This window comes from Pigmentiphaga sp. MLSB6-MA01 (assembly GCF_058793475.1).
In genome coordinates this window covers 174,438-198,290 of record NZ_JBXAFV010000005.1, presented here as the reverse complement: position 1 = coordinate 198,290, position 23,853 = coordinate 174,438, and the positions used below count along the sequence as shown (strand labels likewise).

General features: G+C 69.6%; 24 protein-coding genes. 4 read left to right on the top strand and 20 right to left on the bottom strand.

From position 1 onward, the window contains the following. Positions 1–7: 7 nt before the first annotated feature. The 4 genes from AC1Q6E_RS10695 to AC1Q6E_RS10680 are packed head-to-tail and all read left to right on the top strand — an operon-like array spanning position 8 to position 3,504. The gene (locus tag AC1Q6E_RS10695; RefSeq protein ID WP_492572713.1) at positions 8–1,036 is read left to right on the top strand and encodes a carbon-nitrogen hydrolase family protein; all 1,029 of its coding nucleotides are present in this window, start codon (positions 8–10) and stop codon (positions 1,034–1,036) included. 4 nt (positions 1,037–1,040) lie between these two features. Continuing rightward, positions 1,041–1,817 carry a maleate cis-trans isomerase family protein gene (locus AC1Q6E_RS10690; RefSeq protein WP_296556245.1) on the top strand — a complete coding sequence of 259 codons (777 nt, stop codon included), beginning with the start codon at positions 1,041–1,043 and terminating at the stop codon, positions 1,815–1,817. Between the two features lie 45 nt (positions 1,818–1,862). Continuing rightward, positions 1,863–2,642, top strand: coding sequence for a GntR family transcriptional regulator (locus AC1Q6E_RS10685; RefSeq protein WP_492572712.1), 780 nt, complete (start codon positions 1,863–1,865; stop codon positions 2,640–2,642). Continuing rightward, the gene (locus AC1Q6E_RS10680) at positions 2,623–3,504 is read left to right on the top strand and encodes an alpha/beta hydrolase (protein ID WP_492572711.1); all 882 of its coding nucleotides are present in this window, start codon (positions 2,623–2,625) and stop codon (positions 3,502–3,504) included. Before AC1Q6E_RS10685 ends, AC1Q6E_RS10680 begins: the two co-directional genes overlap by 20 nt. Positions 3,505–3,681: 177 nt before the next feature. Here the strand turns inward: AC1Q6E_RS10680 and AC1Q6E_RS10675 are convergent, their stop codons facing one another. The 20 genes from AC1Q6E_RS10675 to AC1Q6E_RS10580 form a co-directional block, all read right to left on the bottom strand. Next, positions 3,682–4,497 carry a cytochrome b561 domain-containing protein gene (locus AC1Q6E_RS10675; protein ID WP_492572710.1) on the bottom strand — a complete coding sequence of 272 codons (816 nt, stop codon included), beginning with the start codon at positions 4,495–4,497 and terminating at the stop codon, positions 3,682–3,684. Further along, positions 4,487–5,935 carry a sulfatase family protein gene (locus AC1Q6E_RS10670; RefSeq protein ID WP_492572709.1) on the bottom strand — a complete coding sequence of 483 codons (1,449 nt, stop codon included), beginning with the start codon at positions 5,933–5,935 and terminating at the stop codon, positions 4,487–4,489. The genes AC1Q6E_RS10675 and AC1Q6E_RS10670 overlap by 11 nt, the downstream gene beginning before the upstream one ends. Beyond that, the gene (locus AC1Q6E_RS10665; RefSeq protein ID WP_152793101.1) at positions 5,936–6,916 is read right to left on the bottom strand and encodes a Bug family tripartite tricarboxylate transporter substrate binding protein; all 981 of its coding nucleotides are present in this window, start codon (positions 6,914–6,916) and stop codon (positions 5,936–5,938) included. 50 nt (positions 6,917–6,966) lie between these two features. Further along, positions 6,967–8,409 (bottom strand): aldehyde dehydrogenase family protein, encoded by a 1,443-nt coding sequence (locus AC1Q6E_RS10660; protein ID WP_492572708.1) that lies wholly within the window; start codon positions 8,407–8,409, stop codon positions 6,967–6,969. 7 nt (positions 8,410–8,416) lie between these two features. Beyond that, complete coding sequence (gene araD1, locus AC1Q6E_RS10655) at positions 8,417–9,406, bottom strand: AraD1 family protein (RefSeq protein WP_296556242.1); 990 nt, start codon at positions 9,404–9,406, stop codon at positions 8,417–8,419. Positions 9,407–9,411: 5 nt separating this feature from the next. Then, positions 9,412–10,584 (bottom strand): L-rhamnonate dehydratase, encoded by a 1,173-nt coding sequence (locus tag AC1Q6E_RS10650; protein WP_296556241.1) that lies wholly within the window; start codon positions 10,582–10,584, stop codon positions 9,412–9,414. A gap of 21 nt (positions 10,585–10,605) precedes the next feature. Beyond that, positions 10,606–11,634: a 4-hydroxythreonine-4-phosphate dehydrogenase PdxA gene (locus AC1Q6E_RS10645; RefSeq protein WP_492572707.1), complete on the bottom strand. Its 1,029-nt coding sequence runs from the start codon at positions 11,632–11,634 to the stop codon at positions 10,606–10,608. Positions 11,635–11,665: 31 nt separating this feature from the next. Then, positions 11,666–12,592 carry a YncE family protein gene (locus AC1Q6E_RS10640; RefSeq protein ID WP_296556240.1) on the bottom strand — a complete coding sequence of 309 codons (927 nt, stop codon included), beginning with the start codon at positions 12,590–12,592 and terminating at the stop codon, positions 11,666–11,668. A gap of 9 nt (positions 12,593–12,601) precedes the next feature. After that, positions 12,602–13,522 carry an SMP-30/gluconolactonase/LRE family protein gene (locus tag AC1Q6E_RS10635; RefSeq protein WP_492572706.1) on the bottom strand — a complete coding sequence of 307 codons (921 nt, stop codon included), beginning with the start codon at positions 13,520–13,522 and terminating at the stop codon, positions 12,602–12,604. Further along, positions 13,519–14,286, bottom strand: coding sequence for a FadR/GntR family transcriptional regulator (locus AC1Q6E_RS10630; protein ID WP_492572705.1), 768 nt, complete (start codon positions 14,284–14,286; stop codon positions 13,519–13,521). The genes AC1Q6E_RS10635 and AC1Q6E_RS10630 overlap by 4 nt, the downstream gene beginning before the upstream one ends. A gap of 10 nt (positions 14,287–14,296) precedes the next feature. After that, positions 14,297–15,865: a sulfatase family protein gene (locus AC1Q6E_RS10625; RefSeq protein ID WP_492572704.1), complete on the bottom strand. Its 1,569-nt coding sequence runs from the start codon at positions 15,863–15,865 to the stop codon at positions 14,297–14,299. Between the two features lie 143 nt (positions 15,866–16,008). Next, entirely contained in the window at positions 16,009–17,001 is a 993-nt protein-coding gene (locus AC1Q6E_RS10620; protein ID WP_152793110.1) for a tripartite tricarboxylate transporter substrate binding protein, read from the bottom strand. 118 nt (positions 17,002–17,119) lie between these two features. Continuing rightward, complete coding sequence (locus tag AC1Q6E_RS10615) at positions 17,120–17,917, bottom strand: anti-sigma factor family protein (RefSeq protein ID WP_492572703.1); 798 nt, start codon at positions 17,915–17,917, stop codon at positions 17,120–17,122. Beyond that, positions 17,914–18,417, bottom strand: coding sequence for a sigma-70 family RNA polymerase sigma factor (locus tag AC1Q6E_RS10610; protein WP_152794334.1), 504 nt, complete (start codon positions 18,415–18,417; stop codon positions 17,914–17,916). Before AC1Q6E_RS10610 ends, AC1Q6E_RS10615 begins: the two co-directional genes overlap by 4 nt. 8 nt (positions 18,418–18,425) lie before the next feature. Further along, a complete protein-coding gene (locus AC1Q6E_RS10605) occupies positions 18,426–18,812 on the bottom strand; it encodes a COG4315 family predicted lipoprotein (RefSeq protein ID WP_296556231.1) in 387 nt (128 codons plus the stop codon). 102 nt (positions 18,813–18,914) lie between these two features. After that, positions 18,915–19,883 (bottom strand): tripartite tricarboxylate transporter substrate binding protein, encoded by a 969-nt coding sequence (locus AC1Q6E_RS10600; protein WP_152794330.1) that lies wholly within the window; start codon positions 19,881–19,883, stop codon positions 18,915–18,917. 65 nt (positions 19,884–19,948) lie between these two features. Next, the gene (locus AC1Q6E_RS10595; RefSeq protein WP_296556230.1) at positions 19,949–21,010 is read right to left on the bottom strand and encodes an isocitrate/isopropylmalate dehydrogenase family protein; all 1,062 of its coding nucleotides are present in this window, start codon (positions 21,008–21,010) and stop codon (positions 19,949–19,951) included. A 25-nt stretch (positions 21,011–21,035) separates the two neighbouring features. Continuing rightward, the gene (locus AC1Q6E_RS10590) at positions 21,036–21,449 is read right to left on the bottom strand and encodes a cupin domain-containing protein (RefSeq protein ID WP_152794327.1); all 414 of its coding nucleotides are present in this window, start codon (positions 21,447–21,449) and stop codon (positions 21,036–21,038) included. 23 nt (positions 21,450–21,472) lie between these two features. Further along, positions 21,473–22,843: an NAD-dependent succinate-semialdehyde dehydrogenase gene (locus tag AC1Q6E_RS10585; RefSeq protein ID WP_492572702.1), complete on the bottom strand. Its 1,371-nt coding sequence runs from the start codon at positions 22,841–22,843 to the stop codon at positions 21,473–21,475. A 12-nt stretch (positions 22,844–22,855) separates the two neighbouring features. Continuing rightward, complete coding sequence (locus tag AC1Q6E_RS10580) at positions 22,856–23,821, bottom strand: amidohydrolase family protein (protein ID WP_492572701.1); 966 nt, start codon at positions 23,819–23,821, stop codon at positions 22,856–22,858. Between the last annotated feature and the right edge of the window lie 32 nt (positions 23,822–23,853).

Sequence of the window (23,853 nt, the reverse complement as noted above, 5' to 3'; positions counted from 1 at the left end):
GAACATCATGCTGAATCTCCCCCGTTTCAAGGCCGCGGCCGTGCAGGCGGCGCCGGTTTTCCTGGACACCGAGGCCACGGTGGACAAGGTGTGCGCGCTGATCGAGGAAGCCGCCGGCAACGGCGCCTCGCTGGTGGCCTTCCCCGAGGTGTTCGTGGCCGGCTACCCGTACTGGAACTGGATCATGACGCCCATAGAGGGCAGCCCGTGGTTCGAGAAGCTGTGCCGCAGCGCCATCGAGATCCCCGGTCCCGAGATCCGGCGCATCGCCGCCGCCGCCCAGGCCTGCAAGGTGCACGTGGTGGTGGGCGTGAACGAGCGGGCCGCGCACGGCCTGGGCACGATCTACAACACGCTGGTCACCCTCGGCCCCGACGGCAGGCTGCTGGGGCGCCATCGCAAGCTGGTGCCGACCTGGGCCGAGAAGCTGACCTGGGCCAACGGCGACGGCTCGTCGCTGCGCGTGCACGACACCGCCATCGGCCGGCTGGGCGCGCTGGCCTGCGGCGAGAATACCAACACGCTGGCGCGCTTCGCGCTGCTGGCGCAGGGAGAGCTGGTGCACGTGGCCAGCTACATCTCGCTGCCGGTGGCGCCGGCCGACTACGACATGGCCGAGGCCATACGCGTGCGCGCCGCCGCCCACAGCTTCGAAGGCAAGGTCTACACGGTGGTGTCGTGCTCGACCATCTCGGAAGAGATCGTCGAGGCCATGGCGGCCTCCCATCCGCACACGCGCGAACTGCTGCGCCGCTCGAACAGCGCGTTCTCGGGCATCCTGGGGCCGGACGGCCGCGTCATCGGCGAGCCGTTGATCGACCGCGAGGGCATCGTCTACGCCGAGGTGGACCTGTCGCGCTGCATCCAGCCGCGCCAGATGCACGACATCATCGGCCACTACAACCGCTTCGACGTGTTCGACCTGCGCGTGAACCGGCGCACGCAGCAGCCCGCGCAATTCCTGGACGATCCGGACCCGCTGACGGGCGAGTCCTTCGACGCCGCGCCGTCCTCCCCGATTTCCCCCGAGGCCTGACCCCATGACCGCCACCCCGACCCGCGCCGCCGGCGCGCCCATCAAGATCGGCCAGATCGTTCCGTCGTCCAACACCACGATGGAAACGGAGATTCCCGCCATGTTCCGCGCCCGCGAGGCCGTCGCGCCCGAGCGCTTCACCTTCCATTCCAGCCGCATGCGCATGAAGAAGGTGACCAAGGAAGAGCTGGAAGCCATGGACCGCGACAGCGACCGCTGCGCGCTCGAACTGTCCGACGCACGCGTGGACGTGCTGGGCTACGCCTGCCTGGTGGCCATCATGAGCATGGGCAAGGGCTACCACCGGGTTTCCGAGGAACGCCTGACCCGTCGCACCGACGAGAACGGCGCGCCGGCGCCGGTGGTGACCAGCGCCGGCGCGCTGGTGGATGGCCTGCACGCCCTGGGCGCGAAGCGCGTATCGGTGGTCTGCCCCTACATGAAGCCGCTCACCAGGCTGGTGGTGGAATACATCGAAAGCGAGGGCATCGAGGTCAAGGACTACGTCGCGCTGGAAATCCCGGACAACCTGCAGGTGGCGGCCCAGGATCCGGCGCGCCTGGTCGATATCTACAAGCGCCTGGACCGGGGCAACATCGACGCCCTGGTGCTGTCGGCCTGCGTGCAGATGCAGTCGCTGCCCTCGATCCAGAAGGTGCAGGACGAATCGGGCATCCCCACCGTCTCCGCCGCCGTGGCCACGTCCTGGCAGATGATGCGCAAGCTGGGCCTGTCCACGAGCGTGCCGGGCTGCGGCGAATTATTATCTGGGAAGTTCTGAATCCGCCGCCCCCGCGCGGGGCGGGCCTTGCCCAGGAGAAACGAGTTGAAACCACGAGTGAAGGCGACCCGGCAGGAGTCCGGAGTGCCTTACGATGCGCCCGACGGCGAGGTCGAGGAAATCACCCTGGCCGAGCAGGTCTACCGTTCGCTGCGGCGCGATCTCATCTCGGGGAGCATCGAGCCTGGGCAGTCCTTGCGCCTGGAGTTCCTGAAGCAGCGCTACGGCATCAGTTTCTCGCCCATACGCGAGGCGCTGAACCGCCTGCAGAGCGAACGCATGGTGGTGTCGACCGCCTCGCGCGGCTTCCGGGTCGCGCCGTTCTCGCGCGAGGAAATGTGGGACGCGGCCGAGACCCGCATCCTGATCGACTGCGAGGCCATGCGCCGTTCGCTCAAGAACGGCGACGACGTCTGGGAAACCCGCCTGGTGGCGGCCTATCACGCGCTCAACCTGGCCGCCAAGCGTGTCCAGGACATGCCTGCTCCCGACGACGAGGCCAGCGAGATGCTGGAGCAGCGCCATCTGGAATTCCATCGCGCGTTGATCGCGGCCTGCGGGTCGCGCTGGCTGATGGAACTGTCGGTGCAGATGTACACGCAGACCGAACGCTACCGCCGCCCCACGCTGCGCGGCCGCTCGGGCTGGGGCGACGTGGGCCGCGACGTCGGCCGCGAGCACCAGGACCTGATGGATGCCGCGCTGGCGCGCGACAGCAAGCGCGCCGTGGTGCTGCTGGCCGAGCACTACCGCAAGACGGTGGCGCTGATCGAACGCTTCGCTCCTTTCAAGGACATTGCCTCGCATGCCCCCCAGGAAACCTGACCTGCTGTTCGCCGATCTGGCGCAGCGCGCCGTGCAGTACAACGCCCGCGCCTCGGTGCCCGACTTCGACGCCTGCGTGCGCGAGTACGCCGAACTGGCCGAAGCGGCGGTGCGGCGCTGTGCCGCCGTGCGCGACCTGCACTACGGCATGGGCGCGGCCGAGCGCCTGGACATCTTCCTGCCCGTGGCCGCGCGCCAGCCGGCACCCGTGTTCGTGTTCATCCACGGCGGCTACTGGCGTTCGCAGACCAAGGAAGACGCTCCCATCATGGCGCCGGTGTTCAACGCCGCCGGCGTGGCAGTGGTGCCGGTCGAATACACGCTGCTGCCCGAGGCCACGCTGGGCGAGACGGTGCGCGAAATGCGCTCGGCCGTGGCCTGGGTCCACCGCCATGCCGACCGCTACGGGCTGGACCGCGACCGTATTTACGTGGGCGGCAGCTCCGCGGGCGGGCACCTGGCCGGCATGCTGGCCGCCACCGGCTGGCAGGACAAATACGGCGTGCCCGACGACGCGGTCAAGGGCGTGCTGGCGCTGAGCGGCCTGTTCGACCTGCGGCCGCTGTGCGAGATCAACGTCAACGAATGGCTGCGGCTGTACCCCGACCAGGCCGGGCGCCTGAGCCCGATGTTCTCGTTGCCGCGCCGCGGGCTGCCGATGGTCACGGCCGTGGGAGGGCTGGAGACCGACGGCTTCAAGAACCAGACCGCGGCCTACGAGGCCGCGTGCCGCGAAGTCGGGGTGGAAGTGACGCGGGTGGAGGCGGCGCATTGCAACCACTTCAATCTGTTGTGCGAACTGGCGAAGGCGGAAAGTGCGCTGACGCGGGCCACGCTGGCGATGATCGCCGGCGCGGCCTGAGGCGCTCGGCGCTCAGGGGGCCGGACGGGCGGCGGTGTCGTCGTGTTCGAGACTGCGCACGAAGGAGGCGCGGAACAGCACCAGACGGTCTCAATCAAGTTATCCAGCGATTCCGAAAAAAGTTTAGGCGGTCAGGGTTGGGATATGTACTTGGCGCCTGTTCCGGCGGCTCAACAACTACCGGCTGATCTTTCGGATGCCCGGGCCGACCGGCGGACGGCGGTTGCCGGGGTGGCGCGCATCGGCGCCCCAGATCGCCTGGTAGGTATCGATGCACCAGCCCCGGCATTGCAGCCACGCGAACGCGCCGGCCCAGGCCAGGCTCCAGGCGCCGATCAGCACCGGCATCCAGCGCGGCGCGTTGACGTGCAGCAGTCCGGTAGCGATCGCTACGGCCGCCACGGCCAGCGCCAGATAGCCAGCCAGCTTGTGCGCCGCCTCGAACACGATGCGCCGGCCGGTCATGTCGTAGTGGTCGCCCGATTCGTCCGGGCTTCCCTTCGAGCCGCGCAGCACGCCGCCCAGCACCTGCAAGGCAGCCAGCGCACAGGTGGCCCAGGCCGAGACGCGGTGCAGGCGGGCCAGCCCGGTGTCCGACCCCGACACTTGCCAGACCAGCGCCACCGCGCCCGCGGTCAGCACCACGCCGCCGATCTGGAGCGCGAGGTGCATGTGCCACCACCACTTGTTGTCCAGCGCCGCCGGCCACGCCTGCCGCGGCGTGACCTTGAAGAAGCGCGCGGCCAGGATGCCCAGCGGGATCATGACCGCCCAGGCCAGCACCATCGCGCGGGCATGCCAGGCCTGGACCATGTCGATGAGATGGGGCCGGCCGTCCACCATTGGCTGTTGCAGCCACGCCAGCGGGTCGGGGCCGACCGCCCAGGCCAACATGGCCAGCGTCACCAGTGCGACCAGGGCCGCCGCGCCGGTCCCGGCCAGCACGCCAGGACCGGGCAACAGCGGGCCGCGTCCGAGCGGGTCATTGTTCATTGAGCAGCTTGACCTCTTCGCCCGGGATGGGGGTATAGCTGCTGCCGCCCCGCTTGAGGATGCGCTCGGTGCCGCCGTGCTGGACGATCAGCGCGGCCTGGTCCTCCTTGGCCCGCCGGTCCACGGCCTCGGGATCGAGCAGGCCGCGCAGGTGGGCCTCGAACCCGGCCAGCAGCGGCGCGCTTTCCGGCTTGCCCGCCCGGTCGTGCAATTCCTCGGGATCCTGTTCCAGGTCGAACAGTTCGGGCGCGTAGCCGGTGTAGTGGATGTACTTGTGGTGGCCACGGCGCAGCATGTAGGCCGCGCTGACGGAGCCGGCCGCGTGGTACTCGCTCAGGATGGTGCGCTGGCCGTCGTCCGGCCCGGCGGCGATCTCCAGCAGCGACTTGCCGGGCAGCCCCGCGGGGCAGTCCAGTCCGGCCGCCTGCATGACGGTGGGATACATGTCCACGTGCGAGACCGGCGTGCGCACCTTGCGGCCGGGCTCGAAGCCGGGGCCGCTGGCCAGCATGGGGATGCCGGCGGATTCCTCGTACATGGTCGACTTGCCCCACAGCGAGCGCGAGCCGAGGTTGTCGCCGTGGTCGGACAGGAAGATGACGCGGGTGTCGGCCGCCAGCCCGCTGGTCTCCAGCGCGTGCAGGATGCGTCCGACGTTGTGGTCCAGGAACGAGCACAGCCCGAAGTACGAAGCGATGGCGATGCGCCGCTGCTCGTCGCTTTCGAAATGCGAGTCGAAGCGGTAGCAGTCGTTCCAGGCCTGTATCCACGGATGCAGCGGGCCCGATGCGCGCTTGGGCAGCGGGATGGCCCGGGGGTCGTACATCGCGTAGAACTCGGGCGGCGCGATCAGCGGCGAATGGGGCGCGATATAGGACGTGAACAGCACCCACGGCGGGTCCTGGCGCTGCTGGCCGCGCGCGTGCAGCCACTCGACCGTCTTGTCGGTGATGTCGCGGTCGTAGCGGGTGTAGCTGCTTTCGCCGGGACCGATGCTCTTGGCCAGATCGGCCGACTGGTGGCGGATGGGCAGCGGGTCGCGTATCAGGCCGTACAGGTCGCCGACCCCGGCCTCGATGTGCATGGGGATGATCTGCTCGGTGAAACCGCCGTCGATGTCGTCGCCGGTGTAGTGCAGCTTGCCGATGGACACCGCCAGCCGGCCGGCGTCGCGCAGCGCGTGGGCCCAACTGGGGACGCGGCCGTCGTAGGCGATGGCGTTGTCCCAGTAGCCCGTCTCGTGCACGTCGCGGCCGGTGGCGAAGGCCGCCCGCGCCGGCACGCAGATGGGCGAGCTGGAATAGGCGGCCTCGAACGAGGTGCTGCGCGCCGCCAGCCGGTCCAGGTTGGGGGTGCGGACCATGGGATGGCCGTTGTAGCCGAGCACTTTCTTGTTGTGCTCGTCGTCCATGATGATCAGCAGGTTGGAGGGTTTCATCTACTGTGCCTTGATGCCGTTGTCGTCGACGATTTTCGTCCAGCGCGCGGTTTCCGCGGTGACTTTCTCGGCCAGCTCCCTGCCAGTGCTGCCGGTGGGCGCGGCGCCCAGCGATTCGAACTGCTTCTTCACCTCGGGAGACTGCAAGGCCTTGTTCACCGCCGCTTCCAGCGTGGCGCGCACCGGCGCGGGCAGGCCGGCCGGCGCGAACAGCGCATGCCAGTTGTCCACGTCCAGCTCGGGCAGCCCGGCTTCCGGCGCGGACGGCACGCCGGGGAACTGCGGGAAGCGCTGGCCGGCGGTCACGAACAGCGGCGTCACGCGCTTGGCCTGTACCAGGCCGATGGCGGCGGCGATGCCGGCGAAGCCGATCTGGGTCTCGCCGCCCGCCACCGCGGTCAGCGCCGCGCCGCCGCTCTTGTAGGGAACATGCAGCAGCTCCGTGCCCATCTGCTTGCCCAGCAGCACGCCCGCCAGGTGCTGGGGGCCGCCCACGCCGGGCGAGGAATAGCTGTAGGACCCCTTCGGCGCCTGTTTCAGCTTGGCGCGCAGCTGTTCGACGCTGGCGATGCCGGTGGCCGGCGATGCCACCAGCACCAGCGGCACCGAGGCGACCATGCTGATGGGCGTGAAGCTCTCGGTGGGCTTGTACTTGATGGGGTAGAAGGACGGAGCCAGCGCGATGTTGGACACCGTGCCCATCAGCAGCGTGTAGCCGTCGGGCGCGGCCGAGGCCACCGCGTTGGCGCCTATGGTGCCGGTGGCGCCGGCGCGGTTCTCGACGATGATGGCCTGCCCCAGTCCCGCGGACAGCTCCTTGCCCAGCACGCGGGCCAGTACGTCCGGCGCGCTGCCGGCTTCCGAGCCGACGATGATCCGGACCGGCTGGCTGGGGAAGTTGCCCTGGGCCTGGACGGCGGGCGCGGCGAATAGCGTGCAGGCGGCGGCCAGGGCCAGCCTGCGGCGGGTGGGGAAGTGCATGTTCGTCTCCTGGATGAGGCCCGTCTCTTGTCGGCGGGCGGATAGAGGGTTCAGCTTGCGATGTAGGCGGTCTTCACCGTCGTGTAGAACTCGGCCGCGTGGCGACCCTGCTCGCGCGGGCCGTAGGACGAAGCCTTGGTGCCCCCGAACGGCACGTGATAGTCGACGCCTGCCGTGGGCAGGTTCACCATCACCATGCCCGCCTGGGCGTGCTGCCGGAAATGCGTGGCGTACTTCAGCGAGGTCGTGCAGATGCCCGAGGCCAGTCCGAACTCGGTGTCGTTGGCCAGGTGCAGGGCCTCGTCGTAATCGCGGGCGCGCAGCACGCTGGCGACGGGGCCGAAGACTTCCTCGCGGTTGATGCGCATGCCGGGCTCGGTGCCGATCACCAGCGCGGGGGCCTGGAAATAGCCCGTGGTGTCGCGCTCCAGCGTTTCGCCGCCGGTGATGGCCTGCGCGCCCTCGCGCCGGGCGATGTCCAGGTAGGACAGGTTCTGCGCGAGCTGGCGCTCGTCCACCACCGGACCGATGTCCACGCCGGCGCGCAGCGCATGACCGACGTTCAGCCTGGCCATGCGTGCCTGCACCGCCTGCACGAAGCGGTCATGGATGTTCTCGGTCACGATCAGCTTGCTCGACGCCGTGCAGCGTTGGCCGGTGGAAAAATACGAACCCTGCACCGCGGTTTCCACGGCCTGTTCCAGGTTGGCGTCGTCCAGCACCACCAGCGGGTTCTTGCCGCCCATCTCGCATTGCACTTTGGCGCCGCGCGCGGCGGCCCCGGCGATGATGCGGCGGCCGGTGGCCACCGAGCCGGTGAAGCTGATGGCCTGGACGTCCGGGGAATCGACGAAGGCCTGGCCGACGGCCGAGCCCGCGCCCATGACGAGGTTGAACGCGCCCTTGGGCAGCGCGGTGCGCGACAGGATCTCGGCCAGCAGCCAGGCCGAACCCGGCACCAGTTCGGCGGGCTTGAACACGACGGTATTGCCGTAGGCCAGCGCCGGCGCGATCTTCCATGCCGGGATGGCGATGGGGAAGTTCCACGGCGTGATCAGGCCGACCGTGCCCACGGGCTGGCGGAACACTTCCACGCCGACATTGGGCCGCACCGAGGGCAGCAGGTCGCCGGGCGTGCGCAGCGCCTCGCCGGCGAAGAACTTGAAGATCATGGCGGCGCGCGCGACTTCGCCCATGCCCTCGGGCAGGGTCTTGCCTTCCTCGCGCGACAGCATGCGGCCGATCTCTTCCTTGCGCGCCAGCAGTTCGTTGCCGACCGCGTCCAGCACGTCGAAACGCTGCTGGGGCGTGGAGGCGCCCCAGGCCGGCCGGGCCCGCGCCGCCGCGGCGATGGCGCGGTGCGCCAGCCCGGCGTCGGCCTGCGCGTACAGGCCGATCACGTCGCTCGTGTCCGAGGGATTGACGTTGGGCCGGGCGGAGACGCCCGGCATCCACTCGCCGTCGATATAAAGATGGTATTCGGGTGTATTCATGTCGGTTCTACAGGGACGTGACGCCGACCACGGCCGGCGCGGGCTCGAAGCGGACGGCGTTGCGCAGGGGGCGGCCGAAGCCGTCCAGCGAAATCTCGAAGCGGTCGCCGTCCACGGTGCGGATCTGGTCGGAGAAGCTCAGCGTGGCCGTGCCGAAGTAGTGCACGTGCAGGTCGCCGGGGCGGCGGAACTGCGGGTACTTGAAGTGGTGGTGTTCCAGGTTGGCCAGGGTGTGGCTCATGTTGGCCTCGCCGGTGACGAAGGGTTTTTCCCACAGGACCTCGTCGCCGCGCACGATGCGGCTGGCGCCCCGCAGGTCGGCCGGCAGCTCGCCCAGCAGCAGTTCCGGCCCGAACGCGCAGGGCCGCAGCTTGGAATGCGCCAGCCACAGGTAGTTGAAGCGCTCGGTCAAGTGGTCCGAGAATTCGTTGCCCACGGCGAAGCCGATGCGGCGCGGCGCGCCCTGGTCGTCGATCACGTACACGCCCACCAGCTCGGGCTCCTCGCCCGCGTCCAGCGCGAAGCCGGGCACGGGGAAGTCGCACTCCGGCGCCACCAGCAGGCTGCCGTCGCCCTTGTAGAACCACTCCGGCTGCGCGCCCGCCTGGCCCGCCGCCGGCTTGCCGCCCTCGACGCCCAGCTTGAACATCTTCATGGAGTCGGTCAGGTTGGTGTTTTCCTGCAGCTTGGCGTGCATGGCATCGCGCGAGGCGGCGCTGCCCAGGTGGGTCAGGCCGGTGCCCGAGATCAGCATGCGGGCCGTGTCGGGATGGGTGACCGGCGGCAGCAGGCGTCGCTCGTCCACCAGCGCCTGATAGCGGACGCGGCGGCCCGAGTCCAGGCGCCGGAGCAGCGATTCCAGCGGCACGCCTTCACGGGCCGCCTGCAAGGCCAGGCCGTAGACGCCTTCGCGCGCAGTGCTGACTTCGATCTCGTCGTCGCCGGCCACGACGCCCACGCAAAGCTGACCGTCCTCGATGAATTGGATGACGCGCATGGTCTTTACTCGCTGATCTGGAATTGATCGAGATGATCGGTGTTCAGGGTCAGGCCCAGGCCCGGCAGCGTGTCGTCGAGCTGCAGGAAACCGTCCTTGGCGACCGGCTCGCCCTTGAAGATGTAGTAGAAAAGCTCGTTGCCCACTTCCACGTCGAACTTCGGGAAGTACTCGCTCATGGGCGAGGCCAGCGTGCTCATGGTCAGGTGGTAGTTGTGCATCTGGCCGGCGTGCGGGATCACGGGAATCGAATGCGCCTCGCACAGCGCATTGATCTTGTGGGCCGCGGTGATGCCGCCGACGCGGTTGGTGTCGTACTGCACGACCGACACCGCCTTCTTGTCCAGCAACTGGCGGAAACCGTGCAGCGTGAATTCATGCTCGCCGCCCGAGATGGGAATGGCGCTCAACCGCGACAATTCGGCGTAGCCGTCCACGTCGTCGGCGATGACGGGTTCCTCCAGCCAGCGCGGCTCGAACTTCTCCAGCTTGGGCAGCATGCGGCGCGCGTAGTCCAGGTCCCAGCCCATGTAGCACTCCAGCATCAGGTCGGACTCGTAGCCGATGACCTCGCGCACGGCCTGCACCGACTTCAGGTTCTCGGCCACGCCGCGCGTGCCGTGGTTGGGGCCGTAGCCGAAGCGCATCTTGAACGCGGTGAAGCCCTGGTCCAGGAAGGTCTGCGCCTCTTCCTGCATGGCCTTCAGGTCGCCCCGGTACAGCTTGGAGTAGTAGCAGGGGATGCGTTCCTTGGTGCGGCCGCCCAGCAGCTTGAACACCGGCTTGTTCACCGACTTGCCCAGGATGTCCCAGATGGCCAGGTCCACCGCCGAGATCGCCGCCATGGCCACGCCCTTGCGCCCCCAGGCCAGCGTGGAGCGGTACATGCGCTGCCACAGGTATTCGTAGTCCCAGGGGTCCTGGCCGACGACCAGCGGGGCCAGGTACTGGTCGATGATGGCCTTGGCGATGTGGGGCGCCAGCGCGACGTTGCCCAGGCCGACGATGCCGTCGTCGGTCTCGATCTCGACCACGGTCCAGCCGTGGAAGCGGAAGGTCTGCATGGAGTCGCCGCGGTCGTACAGGGCGTCCATGGCGTTGGAGCAGAAGTTGGCCTGGGGCGGGACGGTCTTGCCCTTCCATTCGAAGACGCGGGCGCGGACGGATTGGATTTTCATGATGGTTCGCAAAAAAGAAAGTTATCGGTTGGCGGCCTGTCGCTGGGCCAGTCCCATGCGGCAGGAGATGGCGTAGGCGTTGGCGATGGCGTTGTCGTCGGCGCGGCCCTGGCCGGCGATGTCGTAGGCCGTGCCGTGGGCGGGCGTGGTGATGGGAATGGGCAGTCCACCCTGGACCGTCACGCCCTTCGAGAATCCCAGCAGCTTGATGGCGATCTGGCCCTGGTCGTGATACATGGTGACGACGGCATCGACCTGCCCGTCGCGGGCCTTCAGGAAGATGGTGTCGGCCGGGTAGGGGCCTTCGATCGGCAGGCCCTCGGCCACCAGCTCGCGCACGGCGGGCGCGATGATCTCGACCTCTTCCCGCCCGCAGGTGCCGCCGTCCCCGCCGTGCGGGTTGAGCGCCGCCACCGCGACACGCGGGGCTTCGATGCCGTTGGCCAGCAGCGAACGGTGGATCAGGCGCGTGGCGTCCTTGATGCGGTCCTTGTCGATGTAGCGCGGCACGTCCTTGATGGGGATGTGCGACGAGATGCGCGAGGTCCACAGCGCATCCATGGTGTTGAATTCGCAGAAATAGGTCGTCACGCCCAGGTACTCGGCGAAGTGGTGCAGCTCGTCCTCGTGCCGCAGGCCGCCCAGCTTCATCGCGTGCTTGTTCAGCGGCGCGAAGCAAATGGCGTCGATCTCGCCGTCCATGGCCGCGGTCATGCAGCGGTCCAGCACTTGCAGCACCGACTTGCCGCCCGCCGCCCGCGCCGTGCCCACGATCACGTCCACCGGGTCCACGGTGTCCATGGGCAGGAAGGCGGGCACGCCGCTGTCGGGACGGGCGCGGACCTGCGCGAAATCTTCCACGGGGCGGGTCTCGACCTGCACGCCGGCCACGCGCTGGCCCTGTTGCCAGAGCCAGGGGTCGCCCACCAGCACGATGTTGGCCTGGCGCGGGACGTCCGGCCGCGACAGCAGCCGGGCGACGAGTTCGGGACCGATGCCTGCCGGGTCGCCCAGGGTAAGCGCGACGACGGGACGAAGAGGGGTAGTCATGGAGTGTCAGCCATCAAGAGGGTGAAGGGGCTCAGATCCGGACGATCCGGGAGACGTCGGGTTCGCGCTGCGTGGCGATGAAGCGCGTAAAGCGCAGCGATTGCAGGTCCAGCACGCCGACGCGGTCGTCGTCCTGCGAGATGTAGGCCAGCGGCCGGGTGGGGTCGAGCGACAGCGCGATGGCGCGTGCGTCCATCTTCACGTAGCCCGTTTCCCGCAACGTGACGGGGTCGACCACCGAGACGCTGCGGTCGCCGTAGTTCGTCACCAGGAGGCGGTTGCCGGCGCGGTAGATGCGGGTCGCGTCCTCGCGCGAGGGCACGGTCAGGCGCACCTCCATGGTTTCGGTGTCGATGGCCGACAACGTGTTGCTCCAGCGGTTGCTGACGAACAGCGTGCGTTCGTCCTCGCTCAGGCAGCAGCCCTCGGGCTTGAGGCCGGGGTGGCAGGCCACCGGCTGGGACAGCGGCTCCCAGGGGCGCAGCTTCGTCACCGTGTGGCTGAGCAGGTTCATGCTGAAGGCGGTCTGGCCGTCGCGCGTCAGCACGAACAGATGGCTTTTCACGCCGCCCGAGGGCATGGCGCGCTTGGGCGCGGTGTCGGTGTCGGGCTGGTCCAGCACCAGCAGCATGGCCTTTTCCTCGCTCAGCGCGTAGAGCCGGTCGTGCTGGTCCATCTGCATGCCGTGGATGCGGTTGAACGGGAACAGGTCTATAGACCTTACCAGTTGGGCCGAACGAATATCGATCTGCAGGATCGCGGATCCCCCCGGGCCGACATGGCCGGAGGTCTCGACGCCGTAATGCCCCACGTAGACGTAGCGCTGGGCCGAGTCGATCACGAACTCATGCGGGAAGTCGGGCAGGGGCAGGCTGCGCAGCCGCTCGCCCGATCCGGGGTCGTACCAGCTGATGCAGTGCGAGCATTTTTCAACCAGCAAAAGGATTTCTTGGCTCATGGCGGAATCTCAGGAATGACCGTGCGTGTTCAGGCGGATGCGGTACAGCGACGTCGATGCGCAGATATAGAGTTCATCGCGCGCGGCGCCGCCGAAAGTCAGGTTGCCGACCTTCTCGGGAACGGGGATGCGGGCCAGGCGGGCGCCGTCGGGGTGGTAGACCTGGACGCTGTCCTCGCTGCTGGTATAGACCCAGCCGCGTTCGTCCACCCGTATGCCGTCGGCCAGCCCGGGCTCGACCACGGCGAACACGCGGGGGCGGGCCAGCGTGCGTCCGCCGGTCACGTCGAAGGCCAGGATGTGGTGGTTGCCGCCGCCGTCCTGGCGCAATGCGGCCGAGGTGTCGGTCACGTACAGCACGCTTTCGTCGGGCGAGAACGCCAGGCCGTTGGGTTCCTCGGGGAAGTCGCTGGCGATGTCCAGCGCGCCGGTGGCCGGGTCGTAGCGGAACACGTAGTTGGCGCGCAGCTCGGAGGGCGCCTGGTGGCCTTCGCGGTCGGACAGGATGCCGTAGGGGGGATCGGTGAACCAGATGCTGCCGTCGCGCTTCTCGACCAGGTCGTTGGGCGAGTTCAGGCGGCGGCCCTGGTAGCGGTCGACCAGTACTTCGGGCGTGCCGGGCCGGCCGCCGCCGTCGAAGCGCGTGCGCAGGATGGCGCGCATGCCGTGCGAGCAATGCAGCAGCGAACCGTCCGCGCAAGCCGTGTGGCCGTTGGTGAACTCGACCCGGTCGCGCCAGACCCGTCCGCCTTCGCGTTCGTCCCAGGCCAGGATGCGGTTGTTGGGGATGTCGCTCCACAGCACCAGGCGCCGCGCGGCCAGCCACACGGGGCCTTCGCTCCAGGTGGCGCCGGTGTACAGGCGTTCGAGCCGGCTGTCCGGCCCGAACAGGCTGTCGGCCCGGGGGTCGAGGACGATGGGGGTGTTCATGAGTGATCGATTTCCTGTAGCGTGGTGCGATGGACCTGGTCCAGGTGGCGCTGCATGGCGGCCACGGCGGTTTCCGGATCGCCGCTCTTGAGCGCGGCGACGATGGCCCGGTGGTCGGTCACGCTGTGCGCGATGGCGCCCGGCCGCTGCAAGGCGCGGCGCCGGTGCTCCAGCGCGTAGCCGTAGAAATCGAACACCACGTCGGCCAGCAGGCCGTTGCCGCATGCGCGGTACAGCACTTCGTGGAATTCCTGGTCCGAGATCTGGAAGCGGACGGGGTCGTCCATCATGGTTTCCTGGTCGGCCACCAGGCGGTCCAGCCGGTTCAACTGCGCGGGCGTGATGCGGCGGGTCGCCAGCCGGATCACCTGGATCTCCACGGCGGCGCGCGCCTCGGCCACTTCCTCCAGCGACCGGTCGCCCAGGTCGCGCAGCGTGCTGACCGAGTCCTGCACCGCCACCGTGCCCGGCCCCAGCACGCGGGTGCGCGCCCCCTGGCTGACCTCCAGCATGCGCCATGCCTGGAGCATGCCGATGGCGGCCCGGACCGTCTCGCGGGACACACCCAGCGTGGTCGCCAGCTCGCGTTCGGACGGCAGTTCGTCGCCCGGCCGCAGCAGGCCCGAATGGATCATGTAGGCCAGCTTGTCGCTGATCTGGTCGCGGATGGTCCGGCGCGTGATGTTGGGGGTATCGCCGGGGATACGGGAAATAAGCTGCATGCGGGTGATCCCTGTCACTTTGGCCACTGGTTCGGTAAGCATACCTGTCTCCTCAGGCCATTCGCGTGGGCAGCGGGCATTCGTCCGCGTGGCGGGCCATGGCGCGCACCAGGTCCAGCGTCAGTTCCGCCCGCACCGCGGCCCAGGCGGGATCGTCCCAGCGGTTCACGGATTCGTCCGGGTCGTCATGCAGATCGTAAAGCTCCCCCCATTCCTCGAAGGCGTGGACCGACAGCCGCCAGCGTCCGGTGACCAGCGTGCGCACCTTGGGCAGGCCGCTGCCGGGCATGGGGCGGTGGCCTTCTTCCTCGACCAGGACCGAGGCGCGCGGCGCGGCCGGTGTGGAAGCGGGGGCGAGGTCCCGCCCCTGCGTGCCATGCGGCGCGGCCAGGCCCGCGCGCGCCAGGATGGTCGGGCCGATGTCGATCGCGCTGGCGAGATCGGCGCGCCGACCGCCCGCGCCGGCCTGGGGATCGGCCCAGATCAGCGGCATGCGGATCACGCTGCGGTAATGGAGCGGACCCTTGAACAGCAGGCCGTGGTCGCCCATGAAGTCGCCGTGGTCGCTCAGGAACAGCACCACGGTGTCGCGCGCCAGGTCCAGGGCATCCAGCTTCGCGAGGATGGCGCCGACCATGTCGTCGATGCAGGTGATGGCGCCGTAGTTCAGCGCGATGGCCGCGCGGGCCTCGTCCTGCGTGACCGCGATGACCCGGCTGCCGGCCGTGCGCCGGCGCCCGGCGGCGAGTTCCTCGTGCAGCGCGCGCTTGAGCGGCGTGTCCGCCGGCGTGGCCGGCCCGCAGGTCGCGGGCAGCACGATGTCCCCGGGACGGTACATGTCCCAGTAGCGGCCGGGCGGCGTGAACGGGTGGTGCGGGTCGGGGAAGGAGCAGGCCAGCAGGAAGGGCTGGCCGCCCCGTGCCGCATGATCTTCCAGCCAATCGATGGCGCGATCCCGGACGAAGGCGCTGGGATAAAGGTCCTCGGGCAGCGCGGTCCGCCAGGCCTGCGGCGCCATTGTCTCGCCGCCGGGCAAGGCGTGGTCGAGACCGCGCAGCGTATCGGCTTCGGGGCAGCGGTCCAGCAGCCAGCGGTCGTACGCGCCGCCCACTTCGTCGCCGTGTTCCAGGCACAGCTCGGCATGGTCGAAACCGTAGTAAGGCAGGCGCACCGCATGGTCCGGATCCCGCCAGCGCACCACTGACTCCTGTTCGTAGGCCGGGCTGTCGCGGTCGTCTCGCCGCGCCTGCGGCCGGTCGGCGGCTGCGCCCTGGCGCCAGGACGGCTGGACGTCCGTCATGTTCTGCAGATGGCTCTTGCCGATCAGCGCCGTGCGCCAGCCCGCCTCGCGCAGCGCGTCGGCGAAGGTGCGGCTGTCCAGCGGCAGCGGCACGCCGTTCATGCGCGCCCCGGCCGCGCCGGGCATGCGTCCGGTCATGATGGCGGAGCGGTTGGGCATGCAGGCCGGCGAAGCCACGTAGCACTGCTCGAACACCGTGCCGCGCGCGGCGATGCCGTCGATGTGCGGCGTGCGCACCTGCGTGTTGCCGTAGCAGCCGAGGTGGTCCGCGCGCTGCTGGTCGGTCACGAAGATCAGGAAGTTGGGGCGCGTGTCAGACATCTTGGTGGTCCGTGGCGCCACGCACGGGCCGCGATGCATGAAAGTGCGCCGCGCGATCCAGGAAACCGCGGATCCGGCTCGGCCGGTCCGCCGGTTTCGCCCCCTGGGGGGCGCGCGTCAGCGCGTAGGGGGGGACTTTCATCTCAATTGGCTTCTAATTTGATGGTGTCGGCCAACTGGCGGTAGCGGCGGATGTCCTCTTCCGTCATCGCCGCCAGCGTGGCCGCAGAACCGGCCTCGGCCACCATGCCCTGCGCGGCGATGCGGTCCTTCACCGACGGATCGGCCAGCACGCGGCGCAATTCCCGGTTCAGGCGCTCGACCACGGCCGCGGGCAGGCCGGCCGGGCCGTACAGCCCGAACCACGTGCGCGTCGCGAAACCCGGGATGGTCTCGGCCACCGTGGGCGTGCCGGGCAGCATCTTCGAGCGCGCGGCCTGCGGCACCGCCACGGCCACCAGCTTGCCGCCCTGGATATGCGGCAGGGCGGGCGAAAGCCCGACCAGCATGACGTCGATCTGGCCGCCGAGCAGATCCTGCATCGCGGCCGGACCGCCCTTGTAGGGCACGTGCGAGAGCGGGATGCTGGCCGCCTGCATCAGTTGCTCCATGAACAGGTGGTTGGGTGAACCCACGCCGGCCGACCCATACGTGGCCTTGCCCTGCTTGCCGCGCGCGTAGGCCACGAATTCGGCGAAGGTCTTGATCTTCAGGGCGGGGTTGGCCGCCAGCACGAACTCGTTGAAGCCCAGCAGCGAAACCGGCGTGAAGTCCTGCAAGGGACGGTAGGGAAGCTGCTTGTAGACGATGGTGTTGATCGCCATGTTGCCGTCATGCGCGATCGCCAGCGTGTAGCCGTTCGGCTCCGCCTTGGCCAGCGTCTCCATGGCGATCAGGCCGCCCGCGCCAGGCTTGTTCTCGACCACGACCTTTTGCCCCAGTCCGCTGGACAGGGGCTCGGCCAGGATGCGCGCGAAGGCGTCGGGCGCGCTGCCGGGCACCGACGGCACCAGCACCTTGATGGGCTGGCGGGGATAGTCCTGGGCGGCGGCGGCGCCGGCCGCGCCCAGCAGCAGGCCGGCGGTCAGCGCGGCCAGCGACCGGCGGCGCGGGATAGGGGAGAGGCGGGGGCTCATGGGAGGGGTGGTCCTTGCGGGTGAGTGTCGGTGACTGGTCTGCTGGTACGGATAGTAGACCAGTTGAAACGCGCTCACTATCTAGGGTTAACCCGGAATCGATGGGACCATGCAACGGTCAGTGGCGGGGCTGGCGCTTGTCCAACTGGTCGTATACCGCCGATGCCACCCGCGCCAGTTCATCCTTGGAAACGCCGGCCGACAGGGCATAGCCGAACGGGCCGTCTATCCAATAGAACACGTTGATGCCGCCTTCGCGGGCGAAGCGGAACGCGGTGTCCGGGTTGCCGTCGCGCTCGGTGCTGACATAGAGGGTCAGCCGCTGGCCGCCGGCGTCCTGGTACATGAACTGGGCCACCGGCCCCTCGCTGCCCGGCAGCAGGCGGCCGCCGACCAGTTCGTAGCCCAGGCCGCCCAGCTTGGGCGCCCGCACGTCCTGGCCCAGCCGCCGCGACAGCCAGGTGACGAGCTGGGTCTCCTGGTCCGCGCCGATCTCGACCGGACGGCGGACATCCGGACTGTAGACCGCATGGGCGATGGCGGCCTGCCTGGGCAGCATGGACAGGGCGCCGGCAACGGCCGGGGCCTGATAGCGGCCATGTCCCCACCAGCCCGCCATGCCCCCCAGCAGGGCCAGCATGACGCCGGCGGCGATGCGCAGGGCGGGGCGGGGCGCGTGGCCGCGCTGCCGGCGGGGGGGGGCAGCCACGGCTTCCAGCGTGGGCGGAACCGGTTCGGCCAGCACCGGCTCGAACAGCCGCTGGAGCGCGCGCTTCTGCTCCTGCCACGCCTGCACGCGCAGGGCCCCTTCCGGATGGCCGGCAAGATGGGCCTCCACGTCGGCCCGCCGCGCGGGCGGCAATTCGCCGTCGACGTAGGCGTGCAGATCGGCTTCGGTGATGGGCATGGGTTTCACTTGATTATCCGCAGGGTTCCGGCCGAAGGCGGCTGGCCGTCCAGGATCAGGCGCAGGCGCTCGCGGCCCCGGGACAGCCGGGACATGACCGTGCCGAGCGGGATGCCCAGGGTGTCCGCCACCTCCGTGTAGCGCATGCCTTCCAGCGCGACCAGCAGCAGGACCGCGCGCTGTTCTTCCGGCAGTTGCGCGAGCGCGCTGTCCAGGTCCTCGAGTTCGATGTGGTCCGTCTGCGTGGGCCGCGAGGGCGGGTCGTCCAGGGTTTCGTTCCACGGCACCGTATGCAACCGTTGTCCTCGCAACTGGTCGACGCGCAGGTTGTGCATGATGGACAGCAGCCACGCACCCAGGTCCCGCCCGGCGTGCCACGTGTGCAGGCGCGCCCAGGCGCGTTCCAGGGTGTCCTGCACCAGGTCGTCGGCGGCCGCCCGGTCGCCGGCCAGCGCGCGGGCATAGCGGCGCAGGCGCGGTAGCAGGGCGGTGACCGCGCGGCTGTCCATCGGGCCGGTCAGGGCTTGGCGGCGTGCCAGACGTTGCTGAAGCCGTCGCCGGTCTTGTCGCCCGGCTTCTGGTCCTTGGACCAGAAGTACAGGGGCTTGCCCTTGTACGCCCACTGGGCCTTGCCGTCGTCGCGGGCGATGACCGTGTAGTCGCCCTCGGCCTTGTCCGAGGCCGCGGCCATCAGCGGCGGCCAGTTGGACGCGCAGGGGCCGTTGCAGACGCTTTTGCCGCTGCCCGCGACGTCCCTGTCGAAGACGTAGAGCGTCATGCCGTTGCTGCCCGTCAGCACGCCGTCCTTCGCCTGGGCGGGGGCCGCCTGCAGGGCCGGCGATGCGAACAGGGCGGCCGTCGCCAGCAGCAGGGCGGGCAGAAGCGGTGTTTTCCTGGCTACCATGGGTTGCTCCTTGGTGGTTGATGAAAGGGTGGTGAACGGTATACGGGGGCGGCCCGCCCACTATTCCCTTCGGCGGAAAACAAATCTGCCCTGATTGTCCTCCTATTGCAGGCTCACGTTCGCCGATTGCACCGTGCCCTGCCAGCGCCGGCCCTCGGTGTCCATGAAGGCCGCCATGTCCTCGGGCGTGCCGGGGCTGGGCGCCACGCCCAGTTCCTGCATCCGCCGCCGGGTGGCGGCTTCGTTCAGGATCGCGTTGATCTGCTCGTTCAGGGCGGCGACCACGCGCGGCGGCGTCCCCGCCGGCGCCAGCATGCCGTACCAGGCCGGCGCGTCGAAGGCGGGCAGGCCGGCTTCGGCGAACGTGGGGACGTCGGGCAGGTCGGCCAGGCGCGACTTGCCCGTGACCGCCAGCGCGCGGACCTTGCCGCCCTTGATCTGCGGCAGCGCCGAGGGCGCGGTGTCGAACATCATCTGCAGGCGCCCGCCTATCAGGTCGGTCATGGCCGGGCTGCTGCCCTTGTACGGCACGTGCTGCATGTCGCCGTGGATCAGGGACTTGAACAGCTCGCCGGACAGATGCACGGAGGTTCCCGCCCCGCCCGATCCGAAGTTGACGGTGCCGGGCTTGCCGCGGATCAGGTCGATGGCTTCCTTCAGTGTGCGCGCCGGGAATTGGTCCGCCACGATCATCACGGTGGGCGACGTGGCGATCATGCCGACCGGCACGAAACTCTTCTTCACGTCATAGCCCAGGTCTTTGTACAGGTAGGGGTTGATGGACAGCGTGACCTGGCCGAACAGGAGCGTATAGCCGTCGGCCGCGGCGCGCGCGGCAAGCTGGTTGCCGATGTTGGTGCCGGCGCCGGGCTTGTTCTCGATCACGAAGGTGCCGCCGGTGCGTTCCGACAGGCGCGAGGCGATGTAGCGGGCGATGTTGTCGCTGCCTCCGCCCGGCGCGAAGGGCACGATGACCGTGACGGGCTTGTCGGGATAGGCGGCCAGGGCCGGTGCGGTGGCGGCGGCGAGTGCCGCGGTCAGGGCCGCGGTGAAAAGCGATGCGATCTTCATGATGTCTCCGGTGTGTTCTTGGAATCGGGCAGGGGAGCGGGGCGGCCGGGGCCGCCCCGGGGGGATCAAGGTTCGAGCCGCGCCGCGACGGCTTCGCCGAAGGCGCGGCATCCCAGCGTGCCGCCCAGGTCGGCCGTGCGGGTGGCGGGATCGGCCAGCACGGCGTCCACGGCCTGCTCGATGGCCGTGCCGGCCCGCGCGCAGGTCCCGAGGCCGCGATGCTCGCCCAGCCAGTTCAGCAGCATGGCGACGGACAGGATCATCGACGTCGGATTGGCCTTGTCCAGGCCCTGGATGTCGGGCGCCGAACCGTGCTGGGCCTGGGCGCAGCAGAGCGTGTCGCCGGCCATGACGGATCCGGCCAGTCCCAGGCTGCCGGACAGCTCGCTGGCGAGGTCGGACAGGATGTCGCCATAGAAATTGGTGGCGACGATGACGTCGAAGCGCGCGGGGTCGCGCACCAGGTAGGCGGTCGAGGCATCGACCAGCAGGTCGTCCAGCACGACGTCGGGGAAGTCCGCCGCGACCTTGCGCACCTCGCGCAGGAACAGGCCGTCGGTCATGTGGAAACTGTTGGCCTTGTGGATGGCGGTGACGCGCTTGCGGCGTTTGCGCGCCAGTTCGAAGGCGCGGCGGGCGATGCGTTCGCTGCAATGGGCGGTGATCTTGCGCACCGAGATCGCCATGTCGGGCGAGGGCATCATCTCGCCCCAGCCCTGGTGCATGTTGCGGTCGGGATAGAAGCCCTCGGTGGCTTCGCGCATGATGACCAGGTCCATGCCATGCGCGCCGCGGCCCAGGAACGGGCGCGAGCGGGCGGGGCGCACATTGGCGTAGAGGTCGAGATCGCAGCGGAAAGCGGCCGAGATGTTGCGGCCGCCTTTCTCGGGCGCGGGGTAGTCGGCATGGGACTGGGTGCCCAGGATGATGCCGTCGTAGCCGCGCGCCTGGCCGAGCACCGACTCGCGCAGCGTGGTGCCATGTTTTTCGAGGCTGGCGAAGCCGACGTCTTCGTGGTCGAAGGCGAGGTCCAGGCCATAGGCGCGGTCGGCCCGCCGGAGGACGCCGACGGCGGCGGCGACGATCTCGGGGCCGATGCCGTCGCCGGGAAGTACGAGGAAACGCATGATGGGTTGGCCTTGTTCGGGTGGGTTAGTGGTGCTCGGCGGACACGGGTCGGGTTTCGCCCGAGCCGACCAGGGTGCGGGTGGCGTCCGGCGTTGCGTAGATCCACAGGATGCGCATGGGCTGGGTGGCCGAGAGGTTGCGGAAGCGGTGCGGCACGCCGGGCGGGATGAAGGTCGCGTCCAGCGGCTTGAGCCGGTGTTCCTCGCCGTCGATGTCCAGCATCGCGTCGCCCTCGATCAGCACCACGCTTTCCTGGCAGTTGTGGCTGTGGAAGGGGATCTGCGCGCCGGGGCCGAAGCTGGTGTAGCCGGTGATGAAGCTGTCCGAGCCGACGCCGCGGCCGACCAGCGGGGTCGTGGCGGCGCCGCCGCCACGGTCGTAGGTGGGCAGGGTATCGAGCTTGAGCAGCGCCGCGCCGGAGGGAGTCTTGATGGTCATGGTCGGTATCGTCCTGGTGAGGTTCAGGTGGCCGGGCCCACCCAGTAGGTCTTGATGTTGGTGAATTCGCGGATGCCGGCCGCGCCCAGTTCACGGCCATAGCCCGATTGCTTGATGCCGCCGAAAGGCAGCCGCGCATCCGAGGCGACGATGCCGTTGACGAACACCGCGCCGGCCTCGATGCCGCGGGCCAGTTCGCGGGCGTGCCCGAGGTCGGCTGTCCACAACGACGCGCCCAGGCCGAACTCGGTCGCGTTGGCCAGCGCGATGGCCGCCTCGGTATCGCGCACCCGCATGACGGCGGCGGCGGGACCGAAGGTTTCCTCGCGGCCGGCGGCCATGGCGGGGGTGACGTGGTCCAGGACGGTGGCCGGGTAGAAGAAGCCGGCGCCGTCGGGCATCTGGCCTCCCAGTTTCAGTTCGGCTCCCTGGCCGAGCGAGCGCTCGACCTGGTCGTGCAGCGCCGTGCGCAGGTTGGCGCGCGCCATCGGGCCCAGTCCGGTGCCGGCCCGCAGCGGATCGCCCATGACGAGCGCGCCGGCATGCGCGCACAGCCGCGCCGAGAAATCGTCGGCCACGCGGTCGTCGACGATGAAGCGCTTGGCGGAAATGCAGCTCTGGCCCGTGTTCGAGAAGCGCGCCTTGGCCGCGGCGGCGGCGGCGCGTTCGACGTCGGCATCGGCCAGCACGATGAAGGGATCCGAGCCGCCCAGCTCCAATACCTGTTTCTTCATGGCGCGCCCGGCCTGCGCGGCCACCAGCTTGCCGACGGCGGTCGATCCGGTCAGCGTGACGGCGGCGATGCGCGGGTCGTCGATCAGCGCGGCCACGCGTTCCGGTTCGACGAACACGTTGCCGACCAGGCCGGGGACATCGATGGCGTCGCGGAACAGTTCCGCGAGGGCCAGCGCGCATTGCGGCACGTTGCCCGCGTGCTTGAGCACCGCGCCGTTGCCGGCGCACAGCGTGGGCGCGGCGAAGCGCACGAACTGCCAGAACGGATAGTTCCACGGCATGATCGCCAGCACGACGCCCAGCGGGTCGTAGGTGACCGCGCTGTAGCTGCCGCTGGCGGGCACGGGTTCGTCGGCCAGCAGGCGTGCGGCATGCCCGGCGTAGTAGTCGCAGGTCCACGCGGATTTCTCGATCTCGGCCAACGACTCGGACAGGGGCTTGCCCATCTCCAGCGTGATCAGCCGCGCGTAGGCTTCCTTGCGCTGGCGCAGCAACTCGCCCACGCGGCGCATGCCCGCGCAGCGCGCCGCGATGGATTGGATGCGCCAGCGCGCCTGGGCCCGGGCCGCGGCATCCAGGACGGCATCGACGCACGCCTGGTCATGCAGCGGATACCGGGCGAAGGTCTCGCCGGTGGCGGGATTGGTGGAAGTCAGCATGTCGGGTCCTGTCTAGGAAAGCGAAGAGGCCGGTGCGCCAGGCACCGGGAATGCGTAGAGCCGCGCGGGGTTGTCCACCAGGATGCGTTGCCACCCGGCTGGGCCGGGCAGCCAGCCGCGCAGGCGATCGAGCGCGGCGCCGGCGTTCTCGGGCCGGAAGGGCTCGATGCGGTCGAGCCCGCCCTGCCGGGCGCCATGGCCGCCGGTATGGGGCCAGTCCGAGGCCCACAGCAGGCGGTCGGGAGCGGCGGCGGCCAGGCGGCGGGTGAACGCCGCCAGTTCGTCCAGGTGCGCGCCGCCGGGCGCGGCGCGATAGGGCGCCGACAGCTTGACGTACAGGGGCATGGCGCGCGCCAGCGCCACCACGGTGTCGGCTGGCCCGGCTTCCGCGGCGCCGGCATGCGCCCGGAAGCCCGCGAAATGATCCAGCACCACGGGGGTCTCCAGCGCCGCCAGCGTCTCGGCCAGGGCCGCCACCAGGACGATGTCCGCATGCAGTTGCAGGTGCCATCCCAGCGGCGCGATCCGGTCCCGGACGCGAAGCAACCGGCCGGCGGCATCCGGTCCGCCGCCCTGGGCCCGTACCGCCAGGTTCAGGCGCACGCCACGCACGCCTTGCTCATGCAAGGACGCCAGGTCGAGGCACCGGCCGGCCGGCTCGTCCAGCACCGCGACGCCCCGGGCGCGGTCCGGCCCGAGTGCTTGCAGGCCTTCCAGCAGCGCGGCGTGGTCCGAGGCATAGACGCTGGGCTGCACCAGCACCGTGCGCGCCATGCCCAGCCGCGCCAGGAAGGCGCTCAGATCGCCGGCCCCGGCTGTGCCCGGGGTATAGGCGCGATCCGCCGCATAGGGGTGGCGATCCGGCGCGAAGACATGGACATGGCAATCGCAGGCCCCCGGGGGCGGTGGCGCCCCGGGGGCTTCGACCGCCGCCAGCGAGACCCGGCCGGGGCCGGCGTCCACGCGCGTTGCGTCCATTTTTCGCTTCTCCTGATTTGGTATTTTATTTA

Coding starts and splice junctions, on each gene's coding strand:
- AC1Q6E_RS10605 (WP_296556231.1), bottom strand. CDS start 18,812: ATGGTAGCCAGGAAAACACCGCTTCTGCCCGCCCTGCTGCTGGCGACG.
- AC1Q6E_RS10590 (WP_152794327.1), bottom strand. CDS start 21,449: ATGACCATCAAGACTCCCTCCGGCGCGGCGCTGCTCAAGCTCGATACC.
- AC1Q6E_RS10585 (WP_492572702.1), bottom strand. CDS start 22,843: ATGCTGACTTCCACCAATCCCGCCACCGGCGAGACCTTCGCCCGGTAT.
- AC1Q6E_RS10625 (WP_492572704.1), bottom strand. CDS start 15,865: ATGTCTGACACGCGCCCCAACTTCCTGATCTTCGTGACCGACCAGCAG.
- AC1Q6E_RS10660 (WP_492572708.1), bottom strand. CDS start 8,409: ATGAATACACCCGAATACCATCTTTATATCGACGGCGAGTGGATGCCG.
- AC1Q6E_RS10595 (WP_296556230.1), bottom strand. CDS start 21,010: ATGCGTTTCCTCGTACTTCCCGGCGACGGCATCGGCCCCGAGATCGTC.
- AC1Q6E_RS10650 (WP_296556241.1), bottom strand. CDS start 10,584: ATGAAAATCCAATCCGTCCGCGCCCGCGTCTTCGAATGGAAGGGCAAG.
- AC1Q6E_RS10580 (WP_492572701.1), bottom strand. CDS start 23,821: ATGGACGCAACGCGCGTGGACGCCGGCCCCGGCCGGGTCTCGCTGGCG.
- araD1 (WP_296556242.1), bottom strand. CDS start 9,406: ATGCGCGTCATCCAATTCATCGAGGACGGTCAGCTTTGCGTGGGCGTC.
- AC1Q6E_RS10600 (WP_152794330.1), bottom strand. CDS start 19,883: ATGAAGATCGCATCGCTTTTCACCGCGGCCCTGACCGCGGCACTCGCC.
- AC1Q6E_RS10670 (WP_492572709.1), bottom strand. CDS start 5,935: ATGAAACCCTCCAACCTGCTGATCATCATGGACGACGAGCACAACAAG.
- AC1Q6E_RS10630 (WP_492572705.1), bottom strand. CDS start 14,286: ATGCTTACCGAACCAGTGGCCAAAGTGACAGGGATCACCCGCATGCAG.
- AC1Q6E_RS10665 (WP_152793101.1), bottom strand. CDS start 6,916: ATGCACTTCCCCACCCGCCGCAGGCTGGCCCTGGCCGCCGCCTGCACG.
- AC1Q6E_RS10690 (WP_296556245.1), top strand. CDS start 1,041: ATGACCGCCACCCCGACCCGCGCCGCCGGCGCGCCCATCAAGATCGGC.
- AC1Q6E_RS10610 (WP_152794334.1), bottom strand. CDS start 18,417: ATGGACAGCCGCGCGGTCACCGCCCTGCTACCGCGCCTGCGCCGCTAT.
- AC1Q6E_RS10675 (WP_492572710.1), bottom strand. CDS start 4,497: ATGAACAATGACCCGCTCGGACGCGGCCCGCTGTTGCCCGGTCCTGGC.
- AC1Q6E_RS10640 (WP_296556240.1), bottom strand. CDS start 12,592: ATGAGCCAAGAAATCCTTTTGCTGGTTGAAAAATGCTCGCACTGCATC.
- AC1Q6E_RS10635 (WP_492572706.1), bottom strand. CDS start 13,522: ATGAACACCCCCATCGTCCTCGACCCCCGGGCCGACAGCCTGTTCGGG.
- AC1Q6E_RS10645 (WP_492572707.1), bottom strand. CDS start 11,634: ATGACTACCCCTCTTCGTCCCGTCGTCGCGCTTACCCTGGGCGACCCG.
- AC1Q6E_RS10620 (WP_152793110.1), bottom strand. CDS start 17,001: ATGAGCCCCCGCCTCTCCCCTATCCCGCGCCGCCGGTCGCTGGCCGCG.
- AC1Q6E_RS10695 (WP_492572713.1), top strand. CDS start 8: ATGCTGAATCTCCCCCGTTTCAAGGCCGCGGCCGTGCAGGCGGCGCCG.
- AC1Q6E_RS10680 (WP_492572711.1), top strand. CDS start 2,623: ATGCCCCCCAGGAAACCTGACCTGCTGTTCGCCGATCTGGCGCAGCGC.